This is a genomic window from Streptomyces sp. NPDC051567, assembly GCF_044454165.1.
GTDB lineage: Bacteria > Actinomycetota > Actinomycetes > Streptomycetales > Streptomycetaceae > Streptomyces.
Map to the genome: position 1 here is coordinate 79397 of NZ_JBITDK010000008.1, position 22677 is coordinate 102073.

Annotated in this window: 16 protein-coding genes; 15 read left to right on the top strand and 1 reads right to left on the bottom strand. The window is 74.3% G+C overall.

All coding sequences use genetic code 11. The features are described from left to right. Positions 1-174: 174 nt before the first annotated feature. The 7 genes from ssd to ACIA5F_RS12035 are packed head-to-tail and all read left to right on the top strand — an operon-like array spanning position 175 to position 5145. Positions 175-1326 (top strand): septum site-determining protein Ssd, encoded by a 1152-nt coding sequence (ssd, locus tag ACIA5F_RS12005; protein WP_399351981.1) that lies wholly within the window; start codon positions 175-177, stop codon positions 1324-1326. Beyond that, the gene (locus ACIA5F_RS12010) at positions 1323-2471 is read left to right on the top strand and encodes a TadA family conjugal transfer-associated ATPase (protein WP_399351909.1); all 1149 of its coding nucleotides are present in this window, start codon (positions 1323-1325) and stop codon (positions 2469-2471) included. Before ssd ends, ACIA5F_RS12010 begins: the two co-directional genes overlap by 4 nt. Then, positions 2468-3352 (top strand): type II secretion system F family protein, encoded by an 885-nt coding sequence (locus ACIA5F_RS12015; RefSeq protein WP_399351911.1) that lies wholly within the window; start codon positions 2468-2470, stop codon positions 3350-3352. Before ACIA5F_RS12010 ends, ACIA5F_RS12015 begins: the two co-directional genes overlap by 4 nt. Positions 3353-3396: 44 nt before the next feature. Continuing rightward, positions 3397-4146: a type II secretion system F family protein gene (locus ACIA5F_RS12020; RefSeq protein WP_399351913.1), complete on the top strand. Its 750-nt coding sequence runs from the start codon at positions 3397-3399 to the stop codon at positions 4144-4146. A 36-nt stretch (positions 4147-4182) separates the two neighbouring features. Beyond that, positions 4183-4380, top strand: a complete 198-nt coding sequence (locus ACIA5F_RS12025; RefSeq protein WP_399351915.1) for a DUF4244 domain-containing protein — start codon at positions 4183-4185, stop codon at positions 4378-4380. 16 nt (positions 4381-4396) lie between these two features. Next, positions 4397-4744 carry a TadE family type IV pilus minor pilin gene (locus tag ACIA5F_RS12030; protein WP_399351916.1) on the top strand — a complete coding sequence of 116 codons (348 nt, stop codon included), beginning with the start codon at positions 4397-4399 and terminating at the stop codon, positions 4742-4744. Next, positions 4741-5145 (top strand): Rv3654c family TadE-like protein, encoded by a 405-nt coding sequence (locus ACIA5F_RS12035; RefSeq protein WP_399351918.1) that lies wholly within the window; start codon positions 4741-4743, stop codon positions 5143-5145. Before ACIA5F_RS12030 ends, ACIA5F_RS12035 begins: the two co-directional genes overlap by 4 nt. Before the next feature lie 64 nt (positions 5146-5209). Here the strand turns inward: ACIA5F_RS12035 and ACIA5F_RS12040 are convergent, their stop codons facing one another. Next, entirely contained in the window at positions 5210-7783 is a 2574-nt protein-coding gene (locus tag ACIA5F_RS12040; protein WP_399351920.1) for a DEAD/DEAH box helicase, read from the bottom strand. Positions 7784-7864: 81 nt separating this feature from the next. Between ACIA5F_RS12040 and bldG the strand changes: the two genes are divergently transcribed. From bldG to ACIA5F_RS12080, 8 genes are all read left to right on the top strand, one after another. Next, positions 7865-8206 (top strand): anti-sigma factor antagonist BldG, encoded by a 342-nt coding sequence (gene bldG, locus ACIA5F_RS12045; protein WP_399351922.1) that lies wholly within the window; start codon positions 7865-7867, stop codon positions 8204-8206. A gap of 98 nt (positions 8207-8304) precedes the next feature. Beyond that, positions 8305-8739, top strand: coding sequence for an ATP-binding protein (locus ACIA5F_RS12050; RefSeq protein ID WP_399351924.1), 435 nt, complete (start codon positions 8305-8307; stop codon positions 8737-8739). Positions 8740-9038: 299 nt separating this feature from the next. After that, complete coding sequence (locus ACIA5F_RS12055) at positions 9039-11441, top strand: sodium-translocating pyrophosphatase (RefSeq protein ID WP_399351926.1); 2403 nt, start codon at positions 9039-9041, stop codon at positions 11439-11441. A 163-nt stretch (positions 11442-11604) separates the two neighbouring features. Further along, positions 11605-12168: a small secreted protein gene (locus ACIA5F_RS12060; RefSeq protein ID WP_399351928.1), complete on the top strand. Its 564-nt coding sequence runs from the start codon at positions 11605-11607 to the stop codon at positions 12166-12168. 223 nt (positions 12169-12391) lie between these two features. After that, complete coding sequence (locus ACIA5F_RS12065; RefSeq protein WP_399351930.1) at positions 12392-13918, top strand: methyltransferase; 1527 nt, start codon at positions 12392-12394, stop codon at positions 13916-13918. Between the two features lie 679 nt (positions 13919-14597). Beyond that, on the top strand, positions 14598-17438 hold the full coding sequence (topA, locus tag ACIA5F_RS12070) for a type I DNA topoisomerase (protein WP_399351932.1): 2841 nt from the start codon (positions 14598-14600) through the stop codon (positions 17436-17438). A gap of 234 nt (positions 17439-17672) precedes the next feature. Continuing rightward, positions 17673-21194 (top strand): dTMP kinase, encoded by a 3522-nt coding sequence (tmk, locus tag ACIA5F_RS12075; protein WP_399351934.1) that lies wholly within the window; start codon positions 17673-17675, stop codon positions 21192-21194. Positions 21195-21381: 187 nt separating this feature from the next. Beyond that, on the top strand, positions 21382-22593 hold the full coding sequence (locus tag ACIA5F_RS12080) for a DNA polymerase III subunit delta' (protein WP_399351936.1): 1212 nt from the start codon (positions 21382-21384) through the stop codon (positions 22591-22593). Positions 22594-22677: the final 84 nt, after the last annotated feature.

Genomic DNA, 22677 nt, shown 5'->3' on the forward strand with positions numbered 1-22677 from the left:
TGACGGAGTTATTCACAATCGGCTCGTCGTCCACAGATTTCAAGCAAGATCCACTCCCTTTTCCCGATCACGGCACGGTGATTCCAGCCGCGAAGTCCGCGGTGCTGGATTTGCTGTGAGAAGGGGGCGGAGATCGTGGCTCGATCGAAGTCGTGTGAAGTCCCGAAGGCCCCGGTGACGGGAGCCGCGCCCGGTGCTGGGCGGCCGTTGATCATCACCGAGGACCCGCAGCTGCTCGACGACCTGCTGCGGCTGTGCGCCGCCGCGGGAGCCGAACCGCATGTGCGTCACACGGTGCCGGAGCAAAGCGGAACCGTCGGCGGGCCCGGCGGAGACGGGGAGGAGGAGTCCGCCGGGGACCGGGGCGGCATCGGCTGGGAATCCGCGCCGCTCGTCCTGGTCGGGGACGACGCCGCCCGGCGGGTGCGCGGGGCGCCGCGCAGGAGCGGGGTGTTCCTGGTCGGCCGGGACCTGGACGACCCCCTGGTGTGGCAGCGGGCGGTGGAGATCGGGGCCGAGGAGGTGCTGAGGCTTCCCGACGCCGAGAACCAGCTCGTCGACCGCATCGCCGACGTGGTGGAGGGCGCGGGGCGCCCCGCCCTCACCGTCGGCGTGATCGGAGGCAGCGGCGGAGCCGGAGCCTCCACCCTCGCCTGCGCCCTGGCCGTCCGCGCCGCCCGTGCCGGGCAGCGGACCATCCTCATCGACGGCGACCCGCTGGGCGGCGGCATGGACGTCCTGCTGGGCGGTGAGACCGCCGAAGGGCTGCGCTGGCCGGACTTCGCGGCCTCACGGGGACGGGTCGGCGCCGGAGCCCTGGAGGAGTCCCTGCCCGAACTGCACGCGCTGCGCGTGCTCAGCTGGGACCGCGGGGACCGGGTCGTGGTGCCGCCCGCCGCGATGCGGTCGGTGGTGGCCGCCGCCCGCCGCCGGGGCGGGGTGGTGGTGGTCGACCTGCCGCGGCGGGTGGACGAAACCGTGGCCGAGGTACTGGCGCAGCTGGATCTCGTCCTGATGGTGGTGCCGGGCGAGCTGCGGGCGGTGGCCGCCGCCGGCCGGGTGGCGGCCGGGGTCCGGATGGTGGCCCGGGACGTCCGCGTCGTCGTACGGGGCCGCTGCCCCGGCGGCCTCGACGCCGAGGCGGTGGCCGGACTGCTGGGTGCGCCGCTGGCCGGTGAGGTGCCGGCCGAGGTGGGGCTCCCGGGGCGGGTGGCCGAGGGGGAGCCGCCCGGGTCCCAGGGGCGGAGCGTGCTGGCCCGCTTCTGCGACGGCTTCTGGCAGCGCGCGCTCGGCTCCACCGGTTCCGCTCAGGGGGCGCCGGTATGAGTGCGGTACTCCTGGACGCGGTGCGCCAGCGGCTCGCCGAGAGCGGCGCCGAGCCGACCCCGGCCCGCGTGGCGGCGGCCCTGCGGGCCCAGGGGCGGTTGCTGGGGGACGCGGAAGTGCTCGGCGTGGCGGCCGAGTTGCGCTCCGAGCTGGTCGGCGCGGGCCCGCTGGAAGCACTGCTCCGTGACCCCGAGGTCACCGATGTGCTGGTGGCGGCCCCGGACCGGGTGTGGGTCGACCGCGGCGGCGGACTGGAACTGACCGGGGTGACGTTCGCCGGGGCCGAGGCGGTGCGCAGGCTCGCCCAACGGCTGGCCGCCGTCGCGGGGCGCAGGCTGGACGACGCCCGGCCCTGGGTGGACGCCCGGCTGCCGGACGGGACCCGGCTCCATGCCGTGCTGCCCCCGGTGGCGGTGGGCTCGGCCTGCCTCTCGCTGCGGGTGGTGCGGCCGAAGGCGTTCACGCTGGAGGAGCTGGTCGTGGCGGGGACACTGCCGCCCGGCGGCCAGCGGCTGCTGAGGGACATGGTCGAGGCCCGGCTGTCGTTCCTCGTCTCCGGTGGTACCGGGACGGGCAAGACCACCTTGCTCAGCGCCCTGCTGGGACTGGTCGGACCCGGTGAACGGATCGTGCTGGCGGAGGACTCGGCCGAGCTGCGGCCCGACCACCCCCATGTGGTGCGGCTGGAGAGCCGCCCCGCCAATCAGGAAGGGGCCGGGCTGGTCACCCTGGCGGACCTGGTCCGCCAGGCGCTGCGGATGCGGCCGGACCGGCTCGTGGTCGGGGAGGTCCGGGGCGCCGAGGTGGCGGACCTGCTCGCCGCCCTGAACACCGGGCACGAAGGTGGTTGCGGCACGGTCCACGCCAACGCCGCCGCGCACGTCCCGGCCCGTCTGGAGGCGCTCGGGACGGCCGCGGGACTGGACCGGGCCGCCCTGCACAGCCAGTTGGCCGCCGCCCTGACCCTGGTGGTCCACCTGGTCCGGGACCGGGGTGGACAACGCAGGGTGGCCGAGGTGCACGTGCTGGAGCGGGACGCCGCAGGACTGGTGTTCACCGTACCGGCGCTGCGCTGGGGCGCGCGGGGCTTCGTGCGGGAACGGGGCTGGGAGCGGCTGGAACCGCTGCTGCGAGGTGCGCGGTGAGCGCCGGGACGGTACTGCCGGTACCGGTGTTCGCCGGGGTGCTGTGTGCCGCGGCGGTCGCCGGGGCGCTGGCCGGAGGTGACCGGGCTTCCCGGCGCGCCCGGTTGGTCCTGGCCGGTGGCGGACCGGTGGTCCCGGGCGGGCCGGTCCTCCGGGAGCGGCTCGTGATCGCGGTCCGGGTGCGGGCCGCGCGGTGGCGGGAAGGGGCGTGCCTCGGCGCCGGGCTGGTGGTGGCGCTGCTGGGGTCGTCGGTGATCCCGCTGGTGGTGGGGGTCGCCGCGATGCCCCTGGTGCGGCGGTGGCTGCGGCGGCGCGAACGGGAGCGGGCCCGGACCGCGCGAGCCGCGGAGGTGGTGGCGCTGTGCGCAGCCGCGGCCGGGGAACTACGGGCCGGGGCGCAGCCGGGACAGGCGCTCACCGCGGCGATGCGCCGTACGGCCCCGGGCCCCGGCGGCCCCGGCGCGGCGGAGACGGGGGTACTGGCCGCCGCGGCGTTCGGCGGGGACGTGCCCGGGGCGCTGCGCCAGGCGGCGCGGGAGCCCGGCGCGGAGGGACTGGCGGGAATGGCCGCCTGCTGGCAGGTGTCGGTGGACGGCGGCGCGGGGCTGGCCGCCGGTCTGGACCGGCTGGAGGCCGCGCTGCGGGCCGAGCGGGACCGGCGGGAGTCGCTCCGGGCCCAGATGGCGGGGGCGAGGTCGACGGCGGTGGTGCTGGCCCTGCTGCCACTGGTGGGGCTGCTGATCGGCGCCGGGCTGGGGGCTGATCCGCTGCACGTGCTGCTGCACACCCCGATGGGATGGGGCTGTCTGCTGGCGGGCGGGGTGCTGGAAGCGCTGGGGTCGGTGTGGTGCCTGCGGATCGTACGGGCGGGGGAGCGGTGAGGGGCGGCTTCGCGGTCCACAGCCTGGGGGCGACGCTGTCTCTCGTGACAGCGGTGTGTCTCGCGACGGCGGTGCTGTGCGTGGCGTCGGAGGTGGCGTCCCGGGTCCGGGCGCGGGACGCCCGGCGCCGGATCGCGGTCCTGCTGGCCGTGGAACCGGTGCGCCGCGCACCGGCGCGGGGCAGGCGGAGCCGGGGCGTGGCGGTCACATGGGCGGGCCCGGCAGGGGCTCTGCTGGCGGGCTGGCTGCTGCTCGGCGGGGTCACGGGCGCGGCGGCGGGGTGCGCGGCGGCGTTCGGGGTGCGCCGGTGGCAGGCCAGGGCCCGGCCGCCGACCGGGGCGGACCTGCGGGAGGCGCGGCGGCAGTTGCCGTTCGCCGCCGATCTGCTGGCCGCGTGTCTGGCGGCCGGCGCCGGTCCGGTGGAGGCCGCGGAGGTGGTGGGGGAGTCCCTGGGCGGCCCGGTGGGTGAGCGGCTGACGCTGGCCGGGGCCGAGCTGAGGCTCGGCGGCGAACCGGGCGCCGCGTGGGGGAGGTTGGCGCAGTTACCGGGCGCCGGGCCCCTCGCGGAGTGTCTGGAGCGGGCCGCCCGGACGGGCGCACCGGCCGCGGAACCGGTCTCCCGCCTCGCGTCGGCCCTCCGGGAGGACCGGGCCCGGCGGGCCGGGGCCAGGGCCCAGCGGGCGGCGGTGCTCGTCACCGCTCCGGTGGGTCTGTGTTTCCTCCCCGCATTTCTCGCGATCGGGGTCGCACCCGTGGTGATCGGTATGGCTTCCGGTCTTCTCTCGAACACCTGACATCACTTCAACAACGGAAATCAACAGGAGGTTGCCATGAGGATCATCTGGTTTCGTGTGCGGGCGGTACTGAAGGGGCGTGGCGGTGATGACGGGATGTCGACTTCGGAATACGCCATGGGCACGATCGCGGCCTGTGCGTTCGCCGCTGTTCTGTACAAGGTGGTGACGAGCGAGGTGGTTTCCACGGCCCTTCAGTCGACCATCGGGAAGGCGCTTGATGTGCCGTTCTGAGGAAAAAGCCCGCGTAATGCGGGACCGGGGATTCGTGACGGCGGAGGCCGCCCTGGTGATCCCGGCACTGGTGCTGTTCGCGGCGCTGCTGGTGTGGGCGCTGATGGCGGCGGCCGCGCAGATCCGGTGCGTGGACGCGGCGCGGGCCGGTGCCCGGGCCGCGTCCCGGGCGGAGCCGGTGGAGGTGGCGGTGGCGGCGGCCCGGTCGGCCGCGCCGCCGGGGGCGGAGGTGGAGGTGGAGCGGGTGGGTGACCTGTGGCGGGTCCGGGTGGCGGCGCCCGCGCCGGGGCCGGGCGGGCTGCCCGTACGGCTCGGCGCGCAGGCGGCGGCCCTGGCGGAGGACAGCGTGGGGCCGCCGTCGTGAGCCGGGACCGGGGTTCGGCCACGGTGTGGGCGGCGCTGGTGGCCACCGTGCTGGGCGCGGTGTTCGGCGGGGTGCTTCTGCTGGGCCAGGCCGTCGTGGCCCGCCACCGCGCGGCTGCCGCCGCCGACCTGGCCTCGCTGGCCGCCGCCGCGACCTGGGCCCACGGGCCGGAGGCAGCCTGTGCCGCCGCGTTGCGGGTCGCCCGGGCCCAGAGCGCGACCGTGACGGCCTGCCGCCTCCACGGTGAGGTGGCCGAGGTGACGGCCCGCGTCGCGACGGGTCCCTTCGCTCCCGGCATCCGGGCCCGCGCGGGCCCGCCCCCGGCCTCATCACCGCCCCCGGCCTCATCACCGGCCCCGCCCGAAGGCCGTTCCCGGCCGGCCGGGGACCGGCCGCCCTGAGGCCGGCTGACCGCGTCCGTCGCGTGGCCGCTCCTCCCGGCGGCGGTCGGCCGATCCGCCGGGGTCAGGTCCGGGGCTCCGGAGCACGGGTGTCCGGAGTGCCAGTGTCCGGAGTGCCGGTGTCCAGGGTTTCGGTGTCCGGGGCGGGTACGGCCCCGGACATCCCCGAGGGGCCGGTGGTCGGGGTGGGGTCCTGAGCAGTGGAGAGGAGGTGGGTCAGGAGGCGGACGGCGCCGCGTTTGTGGAGGGGTTCGTTGCCGTTGCCGCACTTGGGGGACTGGATGCAGGAGGGGCAGCCGGCCTCGCATTCGCAGGCGGTGATCGCGTCGCGGGTCGCGGTCAGCCAGGCGCGGGCCGTGTGGAAGGCGCGTTCGGCGAAGCCGGCGCCGCCGGGGTGGCCGTCGTAGACGAAGACCGTGGGGAGGAGGGTGTCGGGATGCAGGGGGACGGAGACGCCGCCGATGTCCCAGCGGTCGCAGGTGGCGAAGAGCGGGAGCAGGCCGATGGAGGCGTGTTCGGCGGCGTGCAGGGCGCCGCCGAGGATCTCCGGGGTGATCCGGGCCTCGTCGAGCTGGTCCTCGGTGACCGTCCACCACACGGCCCGGGTGCGCAGGGTGCGGGGCGGCAGGTCGAGTTTCGCCTCGCCGAGCACCTCGCCGGTGATCAGTTTGCGGCGCAGATAGGAGACGACCTGGTGGGTGACCTCGACGGAGCCGTAGCAGAGCCGGGCCCGCCCCCACGCGACCTCGGTCTCGGTCTCCAGGACGGAGACGGAGGTGATGTCGCGGGCGGTGGTGGAGAAGGGTGGGGCCGCCTCCTCGACGAGGGCGACCGAGTCCTCCAGGTCCAGGCGCTTCACGAGATAGGTGCGGCCCTGGTGGAGGTGGACGGCCCCGTCGTGGACGGCGGTGTGGGCGGCCGACTCCTCGACCGTGCCGAGCAGCCGGCCCGTGGCGGCCTCCACGATCTGCACCGGGCGCCCGCCGTCGCCCCGGATGTCGGTCAGGTCCGAGGCCCGCTCCCGCCGGGTCCAGTGCCAGGCCGTGGCCCGCCTGCGCAGCAGCTTGGCCGCCTCCAGCTGGGGGATCAGCTCCGCCGCCGCCGGGCCGAACAGTGCCAGGTCCGCTTCGGTCAGCGGCAGCTCCGCCGCCGCCGCGCACAGGTGGGGGGCGAGGACGTAGGGGTTGTCGGGGTCGAGGACGGTGGCCTCCACGGGCCGGTCGAACAGTGCCTCCGGGTGGTGGACGAGGTAGGTGTCCAGCGGGTCGTCCCGGGCGACCAGCACGGCCAGGGCGCCCTGGCCCGCGCGTCCGGCCCGTCCGGCCTGCTGCCACAGGGAGGCCCGGGTGCCCGGGTACCCGGTGATCAGGACGGCGTCCAGCCCCGAGACGTCCACGCCCAGCTCCAGGGCGGTCGTGGCGGCCAGCCCCAGCAGCTCCCCGGAGTGCAGGGCCCGCTCCAGGGCCCGGCGTTCCTCGGGCAGGTAGCCGCCCCGGTAGGCGGCGACCCGCCCGGGCAGCGAGCGGTCCACCTCCGCGAGCCGCTCCTGGGCGATCACGGCGATCAGCTCGGCGCCGCGCCGGGAGCGGACGAAGGCGACCGTGCGGACGCCCTGGACGACCAGGTCGGTCAGCAGGCCGGCGGTCTCGGCGGTGGCGGTGCGGCGTACGGGCGCGCCCCGTTCGCCCCGCGCCTCGGTGAGCGGCGGCTCCCACAGGGCGAAGACCACCTCGCCGCGCGGTGAGGCGTCGTCGGTGATCTCGGTCACCGGGACCCCGGTCAGCCGGGAGGCGGCGATGGCCGGATCGCTCGCCGTGGCGGAGGCCAGGAGGAAGACCGGCTCGGAGCCGTAGCGGGCGCACAGCCGCCGCAGCCGGCGCAGCACCTGGGCCACGTGGGAGCCGAAGACCCCGCGGTAGGTGTGGCACTCGTCGATCACGACGTACCGCAGTGCCCGCAGGAAGGAGGACCAGCGCGGGTGGGCGGGAAGGATGCCCCGGTGCAGCATGTCGGGGTTGGTCAGGACGTAGTTGGCGTACTGGCGTACCCATTCACGCTCCTCGACGGGCGTGTCGCCGTCGTAGACCGCGGGGCGGACGGCGTTGCCGAGCGGGGCGGCCAGCGCCCGTACGGCGCGCCGCTGGTCGGCGGCGAGGGCCTTGGTCGGGGCCAGGTACAGGGCGGTGGCGCCCCGGCCGTTCGGGGCCTCGGCGCCGTCCGCGAGGGCCGAGAGGACGGGCGCGAGGTAGGCCAGCGACTTGCCCGAGGCCGTGCCGGTGGCGACGACCACCGACTCGCCGTCCAGGGCGTGCTCGGCCGCCGCGGCCTGGTGTTCCCAGGGATGCTCGATCCCCGCGGCCCGGACGGCGGCCACGACATCCGTCCGGATGCGGTCGGGCCAGACCGCATGACGGCCCTCCCGCGGGGGCAAGTGCTCCGTATGGGTGATGCGCGCAGCCCGGGAAGGCCCCCGTGAGAGCCGGTCCAGGACCGTGCCGGGGGTGGGTCGGAGGTCCGCGGGCGCCGTGGGCCGACCGGGACGGTGAGTATTGGCCATTGGAACCGAGTGTGTCACCGGCGTGCGGGACAATGGTCGGAAGGCGTCGTGCGCGCCTGCCGGTAAGTGATTGAATGCCATCGCGGCAGCCAATCCCTCCCCAACCTTCGGGCGGGGAGGCCCCTGGGGGGCGCCGCTCGATAGCAAGGTGCTGGAGGTTCCGTGGACCTGTCCCTGTCGACTCGCACTGTAGGCGACCGCACGGTCGTAGAGGTCGGTGGCGAGATTGATGTGTATACCGCGCCCAAGCTGCGCGAACAGTTGGTCGAGTTGGTGAACGACGGCAGCTACCACCTGGTCGTCGACATGGAGCGAGTGGACTTTCTCGACTCCACCGGACTCGGGGTGCTGGTGGGAGGTCTCAAGCGCGTCCGTGCGCACGAGGGCTCGCTGCGTCTGGTCTGCAACCAGGAGCGCATCCTGAAGATCTTCCGCATCACCGGTCTGACCAAGGTGTTCCCGATCCACCAGACCGTGGAAGAGGCGGTCAACGCCACCGACTGACGGCTCCGGGCACGTGGAGGAGCCGACGAGAAGCGAGGGGCACCGGGCCATGGCCCGGTGCCTCCGCAAGGCACGCCTGTAGTCCGAGGGGGACGCGCATGGCCACCGTTGAACTGCGCTTCAGCGCCCAGCCCGAACACGTCCGGACGGCCCGCCTGGTGGCGGCCGCCGTGGCGCGCCGGGCCGGGGTGGAGGAAGCCGTCCTCGACGAGGTCCGCCTCGCCGTGGGCGAGGCATGCTCGCGCGCCGTCGGGCTCCATCGCGGCAACGGACTGACCGCGCCCGTCCGGGTCGTCCTGACCGACGAGGAGAAGGTGTTCTCCATCGAGGTCGGCGACGAGGTTCCCGGCCCGGCCGGCGGTCCGGCCGGTGCCGTGCCCGGGAGGGACGCCGCCCTGGACCAGGACGGCGAGGACGAGATGGGTCTCGCCGTGATCAGCGGGCTCGTCGACGACGTCGAGGTGACCCGTGGGGATTCGGGCGGAACCATCCGGATGCGCTGGCCGCTGCACGGCGCCGCCGAAGCGGACTAGTCCGTTCGGGTCAGGCGCCCGTCACCCTGCGCGTGACGGTCCGTCGTATCGTCCGATCTCCACCAAGGCCCTGCTGAGCAGGGCCTTTTTCATGCTTTGCGATAATCCCCCGGCCGGCGACCGGGTGTCACCGGGTGTCAATGGTTTTGCCCCATTACTACTTTCGGGGGTAAAGGAGTGACGTGATCCATTGCTGAGGAGCAGGTGCGAGCCAATTCTGTTTCCGGCGCACTGTTTTGATCAGGATCTGCTCCCTACAATCCGTCCACATCTTGAGCTCATCACGTCAAGGAGGACGAATGACGGGGCTCTTCACCCCTATCGCGCCCGATCGCACCCATGATCTGGCATCCGCAGTACTCACCGATGACAATCGGCTCATCGTGATCGTCATCGCGGCCGTGGCACTCGCCGCGCTCGTCGTCGCGCAGATCCTGGTCCGCCAGGTCCTCGCCGCCGACGAGGGCACCGACTCGATGAAGAAGATCGCCGCGGCCGTCCAGGAAGGCGCCAACGCCTACCTCGGCCGGCAGTTGCGCACCCTGGCGGTCTTCGCCGTCCTGGTCTTCTTCCTGCTCTTCCTGCTCCCCGCCGACGACTGGTCGCAGCGGTCGGGACGCTCCGCCTTCTTCCTCGTCGGCGCCCTCTTCTCCGCGGCCACCGGCTACATCGGCATGCGCCTGGCGGTCCGGGCCAACGTGCGCGTCGCCGCCGCCGCGCGCGAGGCGACCCCCGCGCCGGGCGAGCCCGCCAAGGACCTCACCGACGTCTCCCACAAGGCGATGCGCATCGCCTTCCGCACGGGCGGCGTGGTCGGCATGTTCACCGTCGGCCTCGGTCTGCTCGGCGCCTCCTGCGTCGTGCTCGTCTACGCCGCCGACGCCCCCAAGGTGCTGGAGGGCTTCGGCCTCGGAGCCGCCCTGATCGCGATGTTCATGCGCGTCGGCGGCGGCATCTTCACCAAGGCCGCCGACGTCGGCGCCGACCTGGTCGGCAAGGTCGAACAGGGCATTCCGGAGGACGACCCGCGCAATGCCGCGACCATCGCCGACAACGTGGGCGACAACGTGGGCGACTGCGCCGGGATGGCGGCCGACCTCTTCGAGTCGTACGCCGTCACCCTGGTGGCCGCGCTCATCCTCGGCAAGGCCGCCTTCGGCGACCTGGGCCTGGCCTTCCCGCTGATCGTCCCCGCGATCGGCGTCGTCACCGCGATGATCGGCATCTTCGCGGTCTCCCCGCGCCGCTCCGACCGCAGCGGGATGACCGCGATCAACCGCGGCTTCTTCATCTCCGCCGCGATCTCCCTGGTCCTGGTCGCGGTCGCCGTCTACGCCTACCTGCCGTCCACGTACAAGGAGCTCGCGGGCGTCGAGGACCCCGCGATCGCCAACCACGCGGGCGACCCGCGCGTGCTGGCCGTCGTCGCCGTCGCCATCGGCATCGTGCTCGCGGCCCTGATCCAGCAGCTCACCGGCTACTTCACCGAGACCAGCCGCCGTCCCGTCCGGGACATCGGCAAGTCCTCGCTGACCGGCGCCGCCACCGTCGTGCTCGCCGGCATCTCCGTCGGCCTGGAGTCCGCCGTGTACACGGCGCTCCTGATCGGCCTCGGCGTCTACGGGGCGTTCCTGCTCGGCGGTACGTCGATCATGCTCGCGCTCTTCGCGGTGGCGCTGGCCGGCACCGGCCTGCTCACCACCGTCGGCGTCATCGTCGCCATGGACACCTTCGGGCCCGTCTCCGACAACGCGCAGGGCATCGCGGAGATGTCCGGCGACGTCGAGGGGGCCGGGGCGCAGGTCCTGACCGACCTGGACGCCGTCGGCAACACCACCAAGGCCATCACCAAGGGCATCGCCATCGCCACGGCCGTGCTCGCCGCCGCCGCGCTCTTCGGCTCGTACAACGACGCGATCGCCACCGCCGTCAAGCAGGTCGGGGCCAAGGCCGGGGAGATGAACCTCAGTCTGGACATCGCCCAGCCGAACAACCTGGTCGGGCTGATCCTGGGCGCGGCCGTCGTGTTCCTCTTCTCCGGCCTCGCCATCAACGCGGTCTCCCGCTCCGCCGGGGCCGTGGTCTACGAGGTGCGGCGCCAGTTCCGGGAACACCCCGGGATCATGGACTACACGGAGAAGCCCGAGTACGGCCGCGTCGTCGACATCTGCACCAAGGACGCGCTGCGCGAACTCGCCACGCCCGGCCTGCTCGCGGTCCTCACCCCGATCGCGGTCGGCTTCTCGCTCGGGGTCGGCGCGCTCGGCTCCTTCCTCGCCGGCGCCATCGGCACCGGCACCCTGATGGCGGTCTTCCTCGCCAACTCCGGCGGCGCGTGGGACAACGCGAAGAAGCTCGTCGAGGACGGTCACCACGGCGGCAAGGGCAGTGAGGCCCACGCCGCGGTCGTCATCGGCGACACGGTCGGCGACCCCTTCAAGGACACCGCCGGTCCGGCGATCAACCCGCTGCTCAAGGTCATGAACCTGGTGGCGCTGCTGATCGCTCCGGCGGTCGTGCAGTTCAGCTACGGCGTGGACGCCAACGCGACCGTACGGGCGGTCGTCGCGGGTCTCGCGATCGCCGTCATCATCGGTGCGGTGTACATCTCCAAGCGCCGCGGCATCGTGGTCGGCTCCGACAGCGAGGGCGGAGCCGCCGAGCGGGTGGGCCAGCAGGCCGATCCCGCGCCGGTCTCCTGACCCGGATTCCGGACGAGGGACGGGCGCGGGCCGGGCAGGGCCGGCCGTGCGCCCGAAAGGCGGACAGGCGGTGCGGACCGACGCGCCGTCTGTCCGCCTTTGCGCGTCCCCCGACGGCAGGCGTGTATCTTCCGGGCCGAGAGCCTTCGAAGGGACCAATCCGGTGAACAAGAAGCTTGCTGCCGCGTTGTCGGGCAGTGCGGTACTGATGCTCGTCCTCTCCGGCTGCGGCGGGGACGACAGCGACCAGAAGGCTGACGCCTGGGCCAAGAAGGTCTGTGACAAGTGGCAGCCCGAACTCAAGAAGATCGAGAACGCCAACGCCGACATCAAGCGCGTGGCGACGGAGAGCAGCAAGCCCGAGGAGGTCCAGAAGACGGACTCGGCGGCCTTCGCGACCATGTCCGAGTCCTACAAGGCGATGGGCAACGCCGTTCAGGAGGCAGGGGTTCCGCCGGTCAAGGACGGCAAGGGGACGCAGGACGCGGCGGTCAAGGGGTTCGAGTCGACCTCCAAGGGCTATGCCGACCTGAAGACGAAGATGGACGGGCTCGACGTCAAGGACCAGGGCAAGTTCGCCGAGGGCCTCAAGGAGGTGGCGGGCGGTCTCGACGCGGCGACCAAGGGCGGCAAGGACGCGCTCGGCAAGCTCAACTCGGGTGGTCTGGACAAGGCGATGAACAGCCAGAAGGGCTGCCAGGTCACGACCCAGTCGCCCGCGCAGTGAACTCCGGTGCGGGTGACTCCGGTGCGGTGACGGCCGCGTGGTGACGTCCGTGCGGTGACGTCCGTGCGGTGACGCCGGCGACCGTCCCCGGCCGTGCGCCCGGCCTGCGGTGCGGGCCGGGCACGCCGCTGTCCGGACCGGCCCGGGGACACGGGCGGGGCGGTCCCCACGCCGAGCGCCGCGTGGCGCACGCATTGTCGGCGCGGGCCGACACAATGGACGGGTGAGTACCACCAGCCTTCCCTCGCCCGACCGCGCCGCCGAACTCCGCAAGGCCCTGCTCGCCGCCGGCTTCACCGCCGACGGGCTGCTCGACCTGCTCGGCGCACCCGCCTACGCCGCGCTGGCCCGCAGCGAGACCGTTCCCGCCCTGCGCGCCACCCGTGGCCGCGGGGACGACCCGCTCGCCAGCCTGGTCCTGCTGTTCCTGCTCCAGCGGCCCGTCCCCGCCCGCCGCGCCGAGGCCGCGCTGCCCGTCGGGTCGGCCCTGGCCGACGGCTGGCTGCGGCGCGAGGGCGACGAGGTCCGCGCCACCGTCGACGTACGCCCCTACGGCGGCCCGGACGGGGAGGACTGGTTCATCGTCTCGGACCTCGGCTGCGCCGTGGGCGGGGCCGGCGGGATCGGCAGCCGTCAGGAGGGCGTGGTCCTCGGCGTCGGCGGTGCCTCGACCACCCTGGCCGGGATCACCGTCCGCACCCCGGTCGCCACCGCCCTCGACCTGGGCACCGGATCGGGCATCCAGGCCCTGCACGCGGCCCAGCACGCCACCCGGGTCACCGCCACCGACGTCAACCCCAGGGCCCTGGAGTTCACCCGGCTGACCCTGGCGCTGTCCGGTGCGCCGGAGGCCGAACTGCTCGCCGGGTCGCTCTTCGAACCGGTCGACGGGGCGACGTACGACCTGATCGTGTCGAACCCGCCGTTCGTGATCTCGCCCGGCGCCCGGCTGACCTACCGGGACGGCGGAATGGGCGGCGACGACCTGTGCCGGACCCTGGTCCAGGAGGCCGGTGCCCGGCTCAACCCGGGCGGGTACGCGCAGTTCCTCGGCAACTGGCAGCACGTGGAGGGCGAGGACTGGCACGACCGGCTCCGCTCCTGGGTACCGCGCGGCTGCGACGCCTGGATCGTGCAGCGCGATGTGCAGGACGTGACGCAGTACGCGGAATTGTGGCTGCGGGATGCGGGCGACCACCGCGAGGACCCGGCCGAGTACGCGCGGCGGTACGAGGCGTGGCTGGACGAGTTCGAGGCGCGCGGGACCAAGGCGGTCGGTTTCGGCTGGATCACCCTGCGGCGCAGTGACGCGGCCGAGCCCTCGATCGTGGTCGAGGAGTGGCCGCACTCGGTGGAGCAGCCGCTCGGCGACACCGTCGTGGCACATTTCGCCCGGCAGGACTACCTGCGCGCCCACGACGACGCGGCCCTGCTGGAGGAGTACTTCCTGCTGGCCGGAGAAGTGGTCCAGGAGCAGGTCGGAGCCCCCGGGGCGGAGGACCCGGAGCACGTGGTGCTCCGCCAGAACCGCGGGATGCGCCGCGCCACCAAGGTCGACACGGTCGGCGCGGGCTTCGCCGGGGTGTGCGACGGCTCACTGAGCGCGGGCCGCATCCTGGACGCGATCGCGCAGCTCGTCCAGGAGGACCCGGTCGTCCTGCGCGACCGGACCCCGGAGGCCATCCGGATGCTGGTGGAGCAGGGCTTCCTGGAGCCGCTGCCGAAGTCCGGGGGGCGGCCCAAGCCGTGAGGCACCCCCGGGTCCGCCCGGTGCGTTCCCCTGGCTGACGGGCCCCGGCCAGGGGGCCCGCGCGGGGCGTCCGGCAGGTCCGCGAGGGTCCGCGAAGGTCCGTACCGGCCTGGTGAACGGGTCGGCGCGGGGCCCTGCCGGGTCGTGGCGGGCCGTGGTGGGGGGCGTGCGTCCCGCGTCGCGCGCCGGTTGTCGAAGACGTGCGCCCCGCCGTGGCCGGACCGCTCCCACCGCAGGTCGGCGCGGTCCCGCCGTCCGCCGGCGTCCGTGGCCCCGCGCGGCCCCGACCCGCGCGGGGCCACGGACGGGCGACATGCCGGGCAGCGCCGGGCGGGCGCGGGCGGGCACCGACGGGCGCGCAGGCGCGCGGGAGGTGCCGGAAGGACAGGCCCCGAAGGGCGCGGAGGGGTGCGGAGGGGCGTGGTCCGGCCGGGAAAACCGGTGACGGCACACCGGCGGACCGGCGTACGCGGACGGGGCCAGACGGCCCCCGGGCCACCCGGCCCGGTGACCGGGAACGGGCCCGCGGGGCATCCGGGCGGCAGAAGTGGCACTTGTCGGGTTACCGTTCGAGTGGCCGTTGCGGGCTTGTGCCGTTTGACACGGGGGCGGGTTGTACCGTCACACTCCGCAGCGTCGCCGTACCGCGACCGAGTGCCGACCGGAGAGAAGAGCCAAGTTGTCCCCGACTAGCGAGACCGCAAAGGGCGGCCGCCGACTCGTCATCGTCGAGTCCCCTGCCAAGGCGAAGACGATCAAGGGCTACCTCGGCCCGGGATACGTCGTCGAGGCGAGCGTCGGGCACATTCGCGACCTCCCGAACGGCGCGGCCGAGGTTCCCGACAAGTACACCGGCGAGGTCCGTCGCCTCGGCGTGGACGTCGAACACGACTTCCAGCCGATCTACGTCGTCAACGCCGACAAGAAGGCGCAGGTCAGGAAGCTCAAGGAGCTGCTGGCCGAATCCGACGAGCTCTTCCTCGCCACCGATGAGGACCGCGAGGGCGAAGCCATCGCGTGGCACCTGCAGGAAGTCCTCAAGCCCAAGGTCCCCGTCCACCGGATGGTCTTCCACGAGATCACCAAGGACGCGATCCGTGACGCCGTCGCCAACCCGCGCGAGCTGAACCAGCGCATGGTCGACGCCCAGGAGACCCGCCGCATCCTCGACCGCCTCTACGGCTACGAGGTCTCGCCGGTCCTGTGGAAGAAGGTCATGCCCCGGCTGTCGGCCGGGCGCGTCCAGTCGGTGGCCACCCGCCTCGTCGTCGAGCGGGAGCGCGAGCGCATCGCCTTCCGGTCCGCCGAGTACTGGGACCTGACCGGCACCTTTTCCACCGGCCGCGCCGGTGACGTCTCCGACCCCTCGACCCTGGTCGCCCGCCTGAACGCGGTGGACGGCAAGCGCGTCGCCCAGGGCCGCGACTTCGGCTCGAACGGGCAGCTCAAGAGCGAGGTGCTGCACCTCGACGAGGCGAACGCACGGGCGCTGGCCGCCGCGCTGGAGGACACGTCCTTCGCCGTCCGGTCGGTCGAGTCCAAGCCGTACCGCCGTTCCCCGTACGCCCCGTTCCGCACGACCACGCTCCAGCAGGAGGCCTCGCGCAAGCTGGGCTTCGGGGCGAAGGCGACGATGCAGGTGGCGCAGAAGCTGTACGAGAACGGCTTCATCACCTACATGCGTACGGACTCCACCACGCTCTCCGAGACCGCCGTGACGGCGGCGCGGGCGCAGGTCACGCAGCTCTACGGGGCCGACTACCTGCCGGAGAAGCCGCGCGTCTACGCGGGCAAGGTCAAGAACGCGCAGGAGGCGCACGAGGCGATCCGGCCTTCGGGTGATCGTTTCCGCACGCCCGCCGAGACGAGCCTGTCCGGTGACCAGTTCCGCCTGTACGAGCTGATCTGGAAGCGGACCGTCGCCTCCCAGATGAAGGACGCGGTCGGCAACAGCGTCACCGTGAAGATCGCCGGACGGGCGAGCGACGGCCGGGACGCCGAGTTCAGCGCCTCCGGCAAGACGATCACCTTCCACGGCTTCATGAAGGCGTACGTCGAGGGCGCGGACGACCCGAACGCCGAGCTCGACGACCGCGAGAAGCGGCTCCCGCAGGTCGCGGAGGGCGACGCGCTCGCCGCCGAGGCGATCACGGTGGACGGCCACGCGACCAAGCCGCCGGCCCGCTACACCGAGGCCTCGCTGGTCAAGGAGCTAGAAGAGCGCGAGATCGGCCGCCCGTCGACGTACGCGTCGATCATCGGCACGATCCTCGACCGCGGATACGTCTTCAAGAAGGGCACGGCACTCGTGCCGTCCTTCCTGTCGTTCGCCGTGGTGAACCTGCTGGAGACGCACTTCGGCCGGCTCGTCGACTACGACTTCACCGCGAAGATGGAGGACGACCTCGACCGCATCGCGCGGGGCGAGGCCCAGTCCGTGCCGTGGCTGAAGCGGTTCTACTTCGGCGCCGAGAACGCCTCGGAGGTCGTACCGGCCGACGGCGACGCCCTCGGCGGCCTGAAGGAGCTGGTCACGGACCTGGGCGCGATCGACGCCCGGGAGATCTCCTCCTTCCCGGTCGGCGACGGCATCGTGCTGCGCGTCGGCCGCTACGGGCCGTACGTGGAGCGGGGCGAGAAGGACGCCGAGGGCCACCAGCGGGCCGACGTCCCGGAGGACATGGCCCCGGACGAGCTGACGACCGCGTACGCGGAGGAGCTGTTCGCGAAGCCGAGCGGCGAATTCGCGCTCGGCAAGGACCCGGTCAGCGGGAACGAGATCGTCGCCAAGGACGGCCGCTACGGGCCGTACGTGACGGAGATCCTCCCCGAGGGCACGCCGAAGACGGGCAAGAACGCGGTCAAGCCGCGGACGGCCTCCCTCTTCGCGTCGATGAGCCTGGACACGGTCACGCTCGACGACGCCCTGAAGCTGATGTCGCTGCCGCGCGTGGTCGGCGTGGACGCGGAGGGCGTGGAGATCACGGCCCAGAACGGCCGCTACGGCCCGTACCTGAAGAAGGGCACGGACTCGCGGTCGCTGGAGAACGAGGGCCAGCTCTTCTCGATCACGCTGGACGAGGCCCTCGCGATCTACGCGCAGCCCAAGCAGCGCGGCCGGGCGGCGGCCAAGCCGCCGCTGAAGGAGCTGGGGACCGACCCGGTGAGCGAGAAGCCGGTGGTGGTCAAGGACGGCCGCTTCGGGCCGTACGTGACGGACGGCGAGACCAACGCGACGCTGCGGCGCGACGACGACGTCGAGACCATCACGCCGGAGCGGGGCTACGAGCTGCTCGCGGAGAAGCGGGCGAAGAGTCCGGCGAAGAAGGTGGCCAAGAAGGCGCCCGCCAAGAAGGCCCCGGCCAAGAAGGCGCCCGCGAAGAAGACGGCGACGGCCAAGACCGCCGCCGCGAAGACGACGGCCGCGAAGAAGACGACGACGGCCAAGAAGACGGCCGCCAAGAAGGCACCCGCGAAGACGACGGCCGCCGTGGCCGTGGCCGTGGCCGTGGACGAGTAGCGAGCACGAGAATACGAGCACGAGCACGAGTACGAGTCACATGGGCGTGTGATGCGTGATGTGTGGCGCGTGACATGTGATGCGTGACGCGTGGACCGGCGGCGTCCGGTACGTCCGTCCCGTCCGGCAGGGCCCCGTGCACCGCACGGGGCCCTGCCGCGTCCCGGGCACCCGGCGGCGGGGCTCCGGGGCGGAGGACCGCATCGAGCCGGGCGCAGCGGATAGGCTGGGCGGATGACGCGAGCCGAGCAGCCAACGGTCGTGACCGCCTCCGAGCGCCCCACCTACGACGAAGCCCTAGCCGCGGACTCCCGCGAGCGTGCGGTGCGCGCACTGCTGCGCACCCCCGGGCTGCGCCGTCTGTGGAGCGCCCAGCTGGTGAGCGGTGTCGGCGATGCCCTCGCCCTGCTGGTGCTGGTGCTGCTGGCGTTCCAGGCGGCCCTCTCCGAGGGCTTCTTCGGAGGCCAGGGCGGTGCCCGCGACGCCGCCCTCGCCGTCGCCGCCGTCTTCGGCGTCCGCATCCTCGCCACGCTGGTCTTCGGCGCCGTGCTGCTGGGCCCGCTGGCCCGGCTCACCGCCGCGGGCGGCAGGCTCGACCGCCGCTGGACCATGATCGGCGCCGACGGGGTCCGCCTCGGGCTCTTCGTCGTCGCCCCGCTCTGGCTCGGCTGGCTGCCCGCGCACGCGCTCACCGCCCTGCTGGCCACCGTCCTCGTCTCCGGCGCGGCCGAGCGGCTGTGGACCCTGGCCAAGGAGAGCGCCGCTCCCGCGCTGCTGCCCGCGCCCCCGCCGGAGGGGGCGACCGTACGGCCGCTCCCGGACCACCTGGACACGCTCCGGCGCCTGACCCTGCGGACCGCGTTCGCGGCGATGCCCGTCGCCGCGGCGGTGCTCCTCGCCGCGACCCTGGTCGGCAAGGCCCTCGGGCTCGGCGTCGACTGGTTCGCCGAGAACCAGGCGGCGCTGGGCTCGTACGTGGCCTCCGGGCTCTTCGCGGCCTCCGTGTCGCTGCTGCTCCCGCTGGTCCTGCCCGGTACCCGGACCCCGCGCCCCCGTTCCCCGCTGGAGGGCCTGCGGGCCCCCAGGACGGGCGAGCGGCCCGAGAAGGGACGTACGGGGGCCGTCCGGCTCCTGGTGCTGGCCTGCGCGGCGGTCGCCGCGGCGGTGGCCTGCGCCGCGGCCGTGGCCGTCCTGCACGCCGTGGACCTCGGCGGGGGGCCGGCCGCCTTCGCGCTGCTCGTCCTCGCGCTGGTCGGCGGCACCGCCGCGGGCATCCGCGCCGACCAGGCCGGCAAGGTGCTGCCCGCGCTCTCCCGGCGCCGGATGCTCGCCCTCGCCCTCGCGGTCACCGGACTCGCGCTGCTGCTGACGGGCCTGGTCCCGGACATGGCGACCGTCCTGTTCCTCTCCCTGCTCGCCGGCACCGCCGCGGGCGTCGCGGCGAGCACCGGCCACACCCTGCTGGACCAGGAGACCGAGGAGTTCCGCCGGGCCCGGGTCACCGCACACCTCCAGGCCGTCGTACGGGTGGCCGTGGGCCTGGGCGCCGTCCTCGCCCCGCTCCTGGCCGCGCTGATCGGCCCGCACCGGCTGACCGGCGGCGAGGCCGTCCTCTCGCACGGCGGCGCGGCCTTCACCCTGATGCTGGTCGGCGCCCTGCTGCTGCCCGTCGCCGTGGTCGTCCTGGCCAAGGCCGACGACCGGGCCGGCGTGCCCCTGCGGCGCGACCTGCGCGAGGCGCTGCGCGGCGGGGAGCCGGTACAGGCCCCCTCCACCACCGGCTTCTTCATCGCCCTGGAGGGCGGCGACGGCGCGGGCAAGTCGACCCAGGTCGAGGCGCTGGCCGACTGGATACGGGACAAGGGCCACGAGGTCGTGGTGACGCGCGAGCCGGGGGCGACCCCGGTCGGCAAGCGGCTCCGCTCGATCCTCCTCGACATCTCCTCGGCCGGGCTCTCCGACCGTGCCGAGGCGCTGCTGTACGCCGCCGACCGGGCGGAACACGTGGACACCGTGGTCAGGCCGGCCCTGGAGCGCGGCGCGGTCGTCATCTCGGACCGCTACATCGACTCCTCGGTGGCCTACCAGGGCGCGGGCCGCGACCTCTCCCCGACCGAGATCGCCCGGATCTCGCGCTGGGCCACGGACGGGCTCGTCCCGAACCTGACCGTCCTGCTCGACGTGTCACCGGAGGCGGCGCGCGAGCGCTTCACGGAGGCCCCGGACCGGCTGGAGTCGGAGCCGACGGAGTTCCACCAGCGGGTGCGGGCCGGTTTCCTGACCCTGGCGGCGTCCGACCCCGGGCGCTACCTGGTGGTCGACGCCGGTCAGGACCCGGGCTCGGTGACCACGGTCGTACGGCACCGCCTGGACCGGATGCTTCCGCTCTCCGCGGCCGAGGTGGCCGCCCAGGCGGAGGCCAGGCGCCTCGCCGAGGCCGAGGCCCGGCGCAAGGCGGAGGAAGAGGCCGCGCGCAAGGCCGAGGAGGCCGAACGCAAGGCGGAGGCGGAGCGGCTGCGGGCCGAGGACGAGGCCCGCAGGGCCCGCGAGGCCGAGGAAGCCGCCCGGAAGGCCCGCGAGGCCGAGGAGGCGCGGATCGCCGCCGAGGCGGAGGCCGCGCGGAAGGCGGAGCAGGAACGGCTGCGGGCCGAGGCGGAGGAGGCCCGTGCGCGGGCCGAGGCCGAGCGGCTGCGCGCGGAGGCCGAGGAGCGGGCCCGGGAGGCCGAACAGGAACGGCTGCGCAAGCAGGCGGCGGAGGAGGCCCGGCTGCGGGCCGAGGCCGAGGAGCGGCGGCGGGAGAAGCAGCGGCGCGCGGAGGAGTCCCTGCTGAAGGCGGAGGCGGCGCGCAGGCTGGCGGAGGCCGCCGCGGCCGAGACGGCGGCGGCGAAGGCGAAGGCCGCCGCGGCGGCGGCGGCAGCCGCCCGGGCCGCTGCCCAGGCCGCTGCCCAGGCGGCCCAGGCCCAGGCGGCCCAGGCCCAGGCTCAGGCGGTTCCGGCAGCTCCGGCCCCGCGGGCCGGGACGGCTGGGACAGGCGGGACAGGCGGGACGGGCAGGACGGCCGGGAACCGGTACCCGGACGACGCCGTGACGGTCGAGACCCCGGTGGTCAAGCGGGTCGTCCAGCCGGACGACATCACCCAGACGGTTCCGGTGCCGAAGGTCGACCCGAGGGCGTCGTCCCGGGGGCCGGGTGCTGGTGGGGCCCGTGGGTCTGCCGGCACGCGTGGTGGCTCCAGGGCGGCCGGTTCGGCCGCGTCGGAGGACGCCACGGAGACCGCGGTCCTGCCGGCGGTCCGCCCGGTCGGCCCGGCCGACGAGACGGCCGTCCTGCCGTCCGTCCGCCCGGACGGCGGCCGGTACGAGGTGCTGTCGGACGCCCATCGTGCGGACGCCCACCGTGCGGACGCCGCGCAGGGTGGTCCGGTCCGGTCCTCGTCGCGGCCGACGGCACGGCGGCCGGAGGAGAACCCGGCCGACCGGGTTCCGCCGGGCATCTTCCGGGACGAGTCCGGCCGTGACGCGGGCAACGACGTGACCCGCGAGCTGCCGGTCCTCGGCGCGGACGGCCGCCCGCGCCGCCCCCGCCCGGACTGGGCCGAGGAGACCCCGCTCGACGACCTGCCGACGCTGGCGGACGAACTCCTGGGCCGCCACTGCGAGGACGACGGGGGCGACGAGTACGACGAGGACGGTGCCGGGGGCAACGGCGGCGGCAACGGCGGGGGCAAGGGCGGCGGCCCGCGCCGCCGGCGCTGACCGGCCGGAGCGCCGGTAGCGGGAACGGATTGTCAGTGGGGCGCGCCACACTGTGAACAGGCGCGCGACCCGGGCCGGCCGGGCGACCGGACGGGCCGGTTGCACGGACGGGCCGGGCGCACGGCCGCGCGGATACCCGGTGCGCGGGTACGGACGGAAAACGGAAACGTGAAAGGCGGTGGGCGGGATGCCCGTATGGGACGACCTGGTGGGACAGGAGCGGGTCCAGACGCAGCTGGCCGCCGCCGCCCGTGACGCGGACGCCCAGGTCACGGCCGTCGCGGCCGGGACGGAACCGCCCGCCGCGTCCAAGATGACCCACGCCTGGCTGTTCACCGGACCACCCGGCTCCGGGCGGTCCACCGCCGCCCGCGCCTTCGCGGCGGCCCTCCAGTGCACCAGCCCCGACCGTGCCCTCGGGGGCGAGCCCGGCTGCGGTTTCTGCGACGGCTGCCACACCACGGTGATCGGCACGCACGCCGATGTGGAGATCGTCCGTACCGACCTGCTGTCCATCGGTGTGAAGGAGACCCGCGCGCTGGTCCGCCGGGCCCAGCTCTCCCCGGCGGTCGGCCGGTGGCAGGTCATCGTCCTGGAGGACGCCGACCGGCTCACCGAAGGCGCGGGCAACGTGCTCCTCAAGGCGGTGGAGGAGCCCGCGCCACGGACCGTGTGGCTGCTCTGCGCGCCCTCGCTGGAGGACGTGCTGCCCACGATCCGCTCCCGCTGCCGGCACCTGACCCTGCGCACCCCGCCCGTCACCGCCGTCGCCGAGGTCCTGGTCCGGCGGGACGGCATCGAGCCCGCCGTCGCCGAGGCCGCCGCCCGCGCGACCCAGGGACACATCGGCCGGGCCCGGCGACTGGCCACCGACGCGGACGCCCGCTCCCGCCGGGCCGCCGTGCTGAAGCTCCCGCTCCGGGTCGACGACGTGGGCGGCTGTCTCAAGGCCGCGCAGGAACTCGTCGACGCCGCCGCCGAGGACGCCAAACAGGTCGCGGAGGAGGTCGACACCAAGGAGACCGAGGAACTGCGGGCCGCGCTCGGCGCCGGGGCGGGCGCCGGGAGCCGGATGCCGCGCGGTACGGCGGGCGTGATGAAGGAACTGGAGGACCGGCAGAAGCGCCGCCGCACCCGTACCCAGCGCGACAGCCTCGACCTGGCCCTGACCGACCTCACCGGCTTCTACCGGGACGTGCTGGCCCTCCAGCTCGGTTCGGCCGTGGCCATCGCCAACGAGGAGATACGGCCGGACCTCGACCGGATGGCCCGCGCCTGCGGCCCCGAGCGGACCCTGCGCCGGATCGAGGCGATCATCGCCTGCCGGGACGCCCTGGACCGGAACGTCGCCCCGCTCCTCGCGGTCGAGGCGATGACGATGGCCCTGCGCGCGGGCTGACACCCCGGCCGGCCGCCGGTGGCGGTGGTGCGGCCGGGTGCGGCCTCTGGCGGTGGTGGTGGCGGCCGGGGCCCGGCCCCGGGC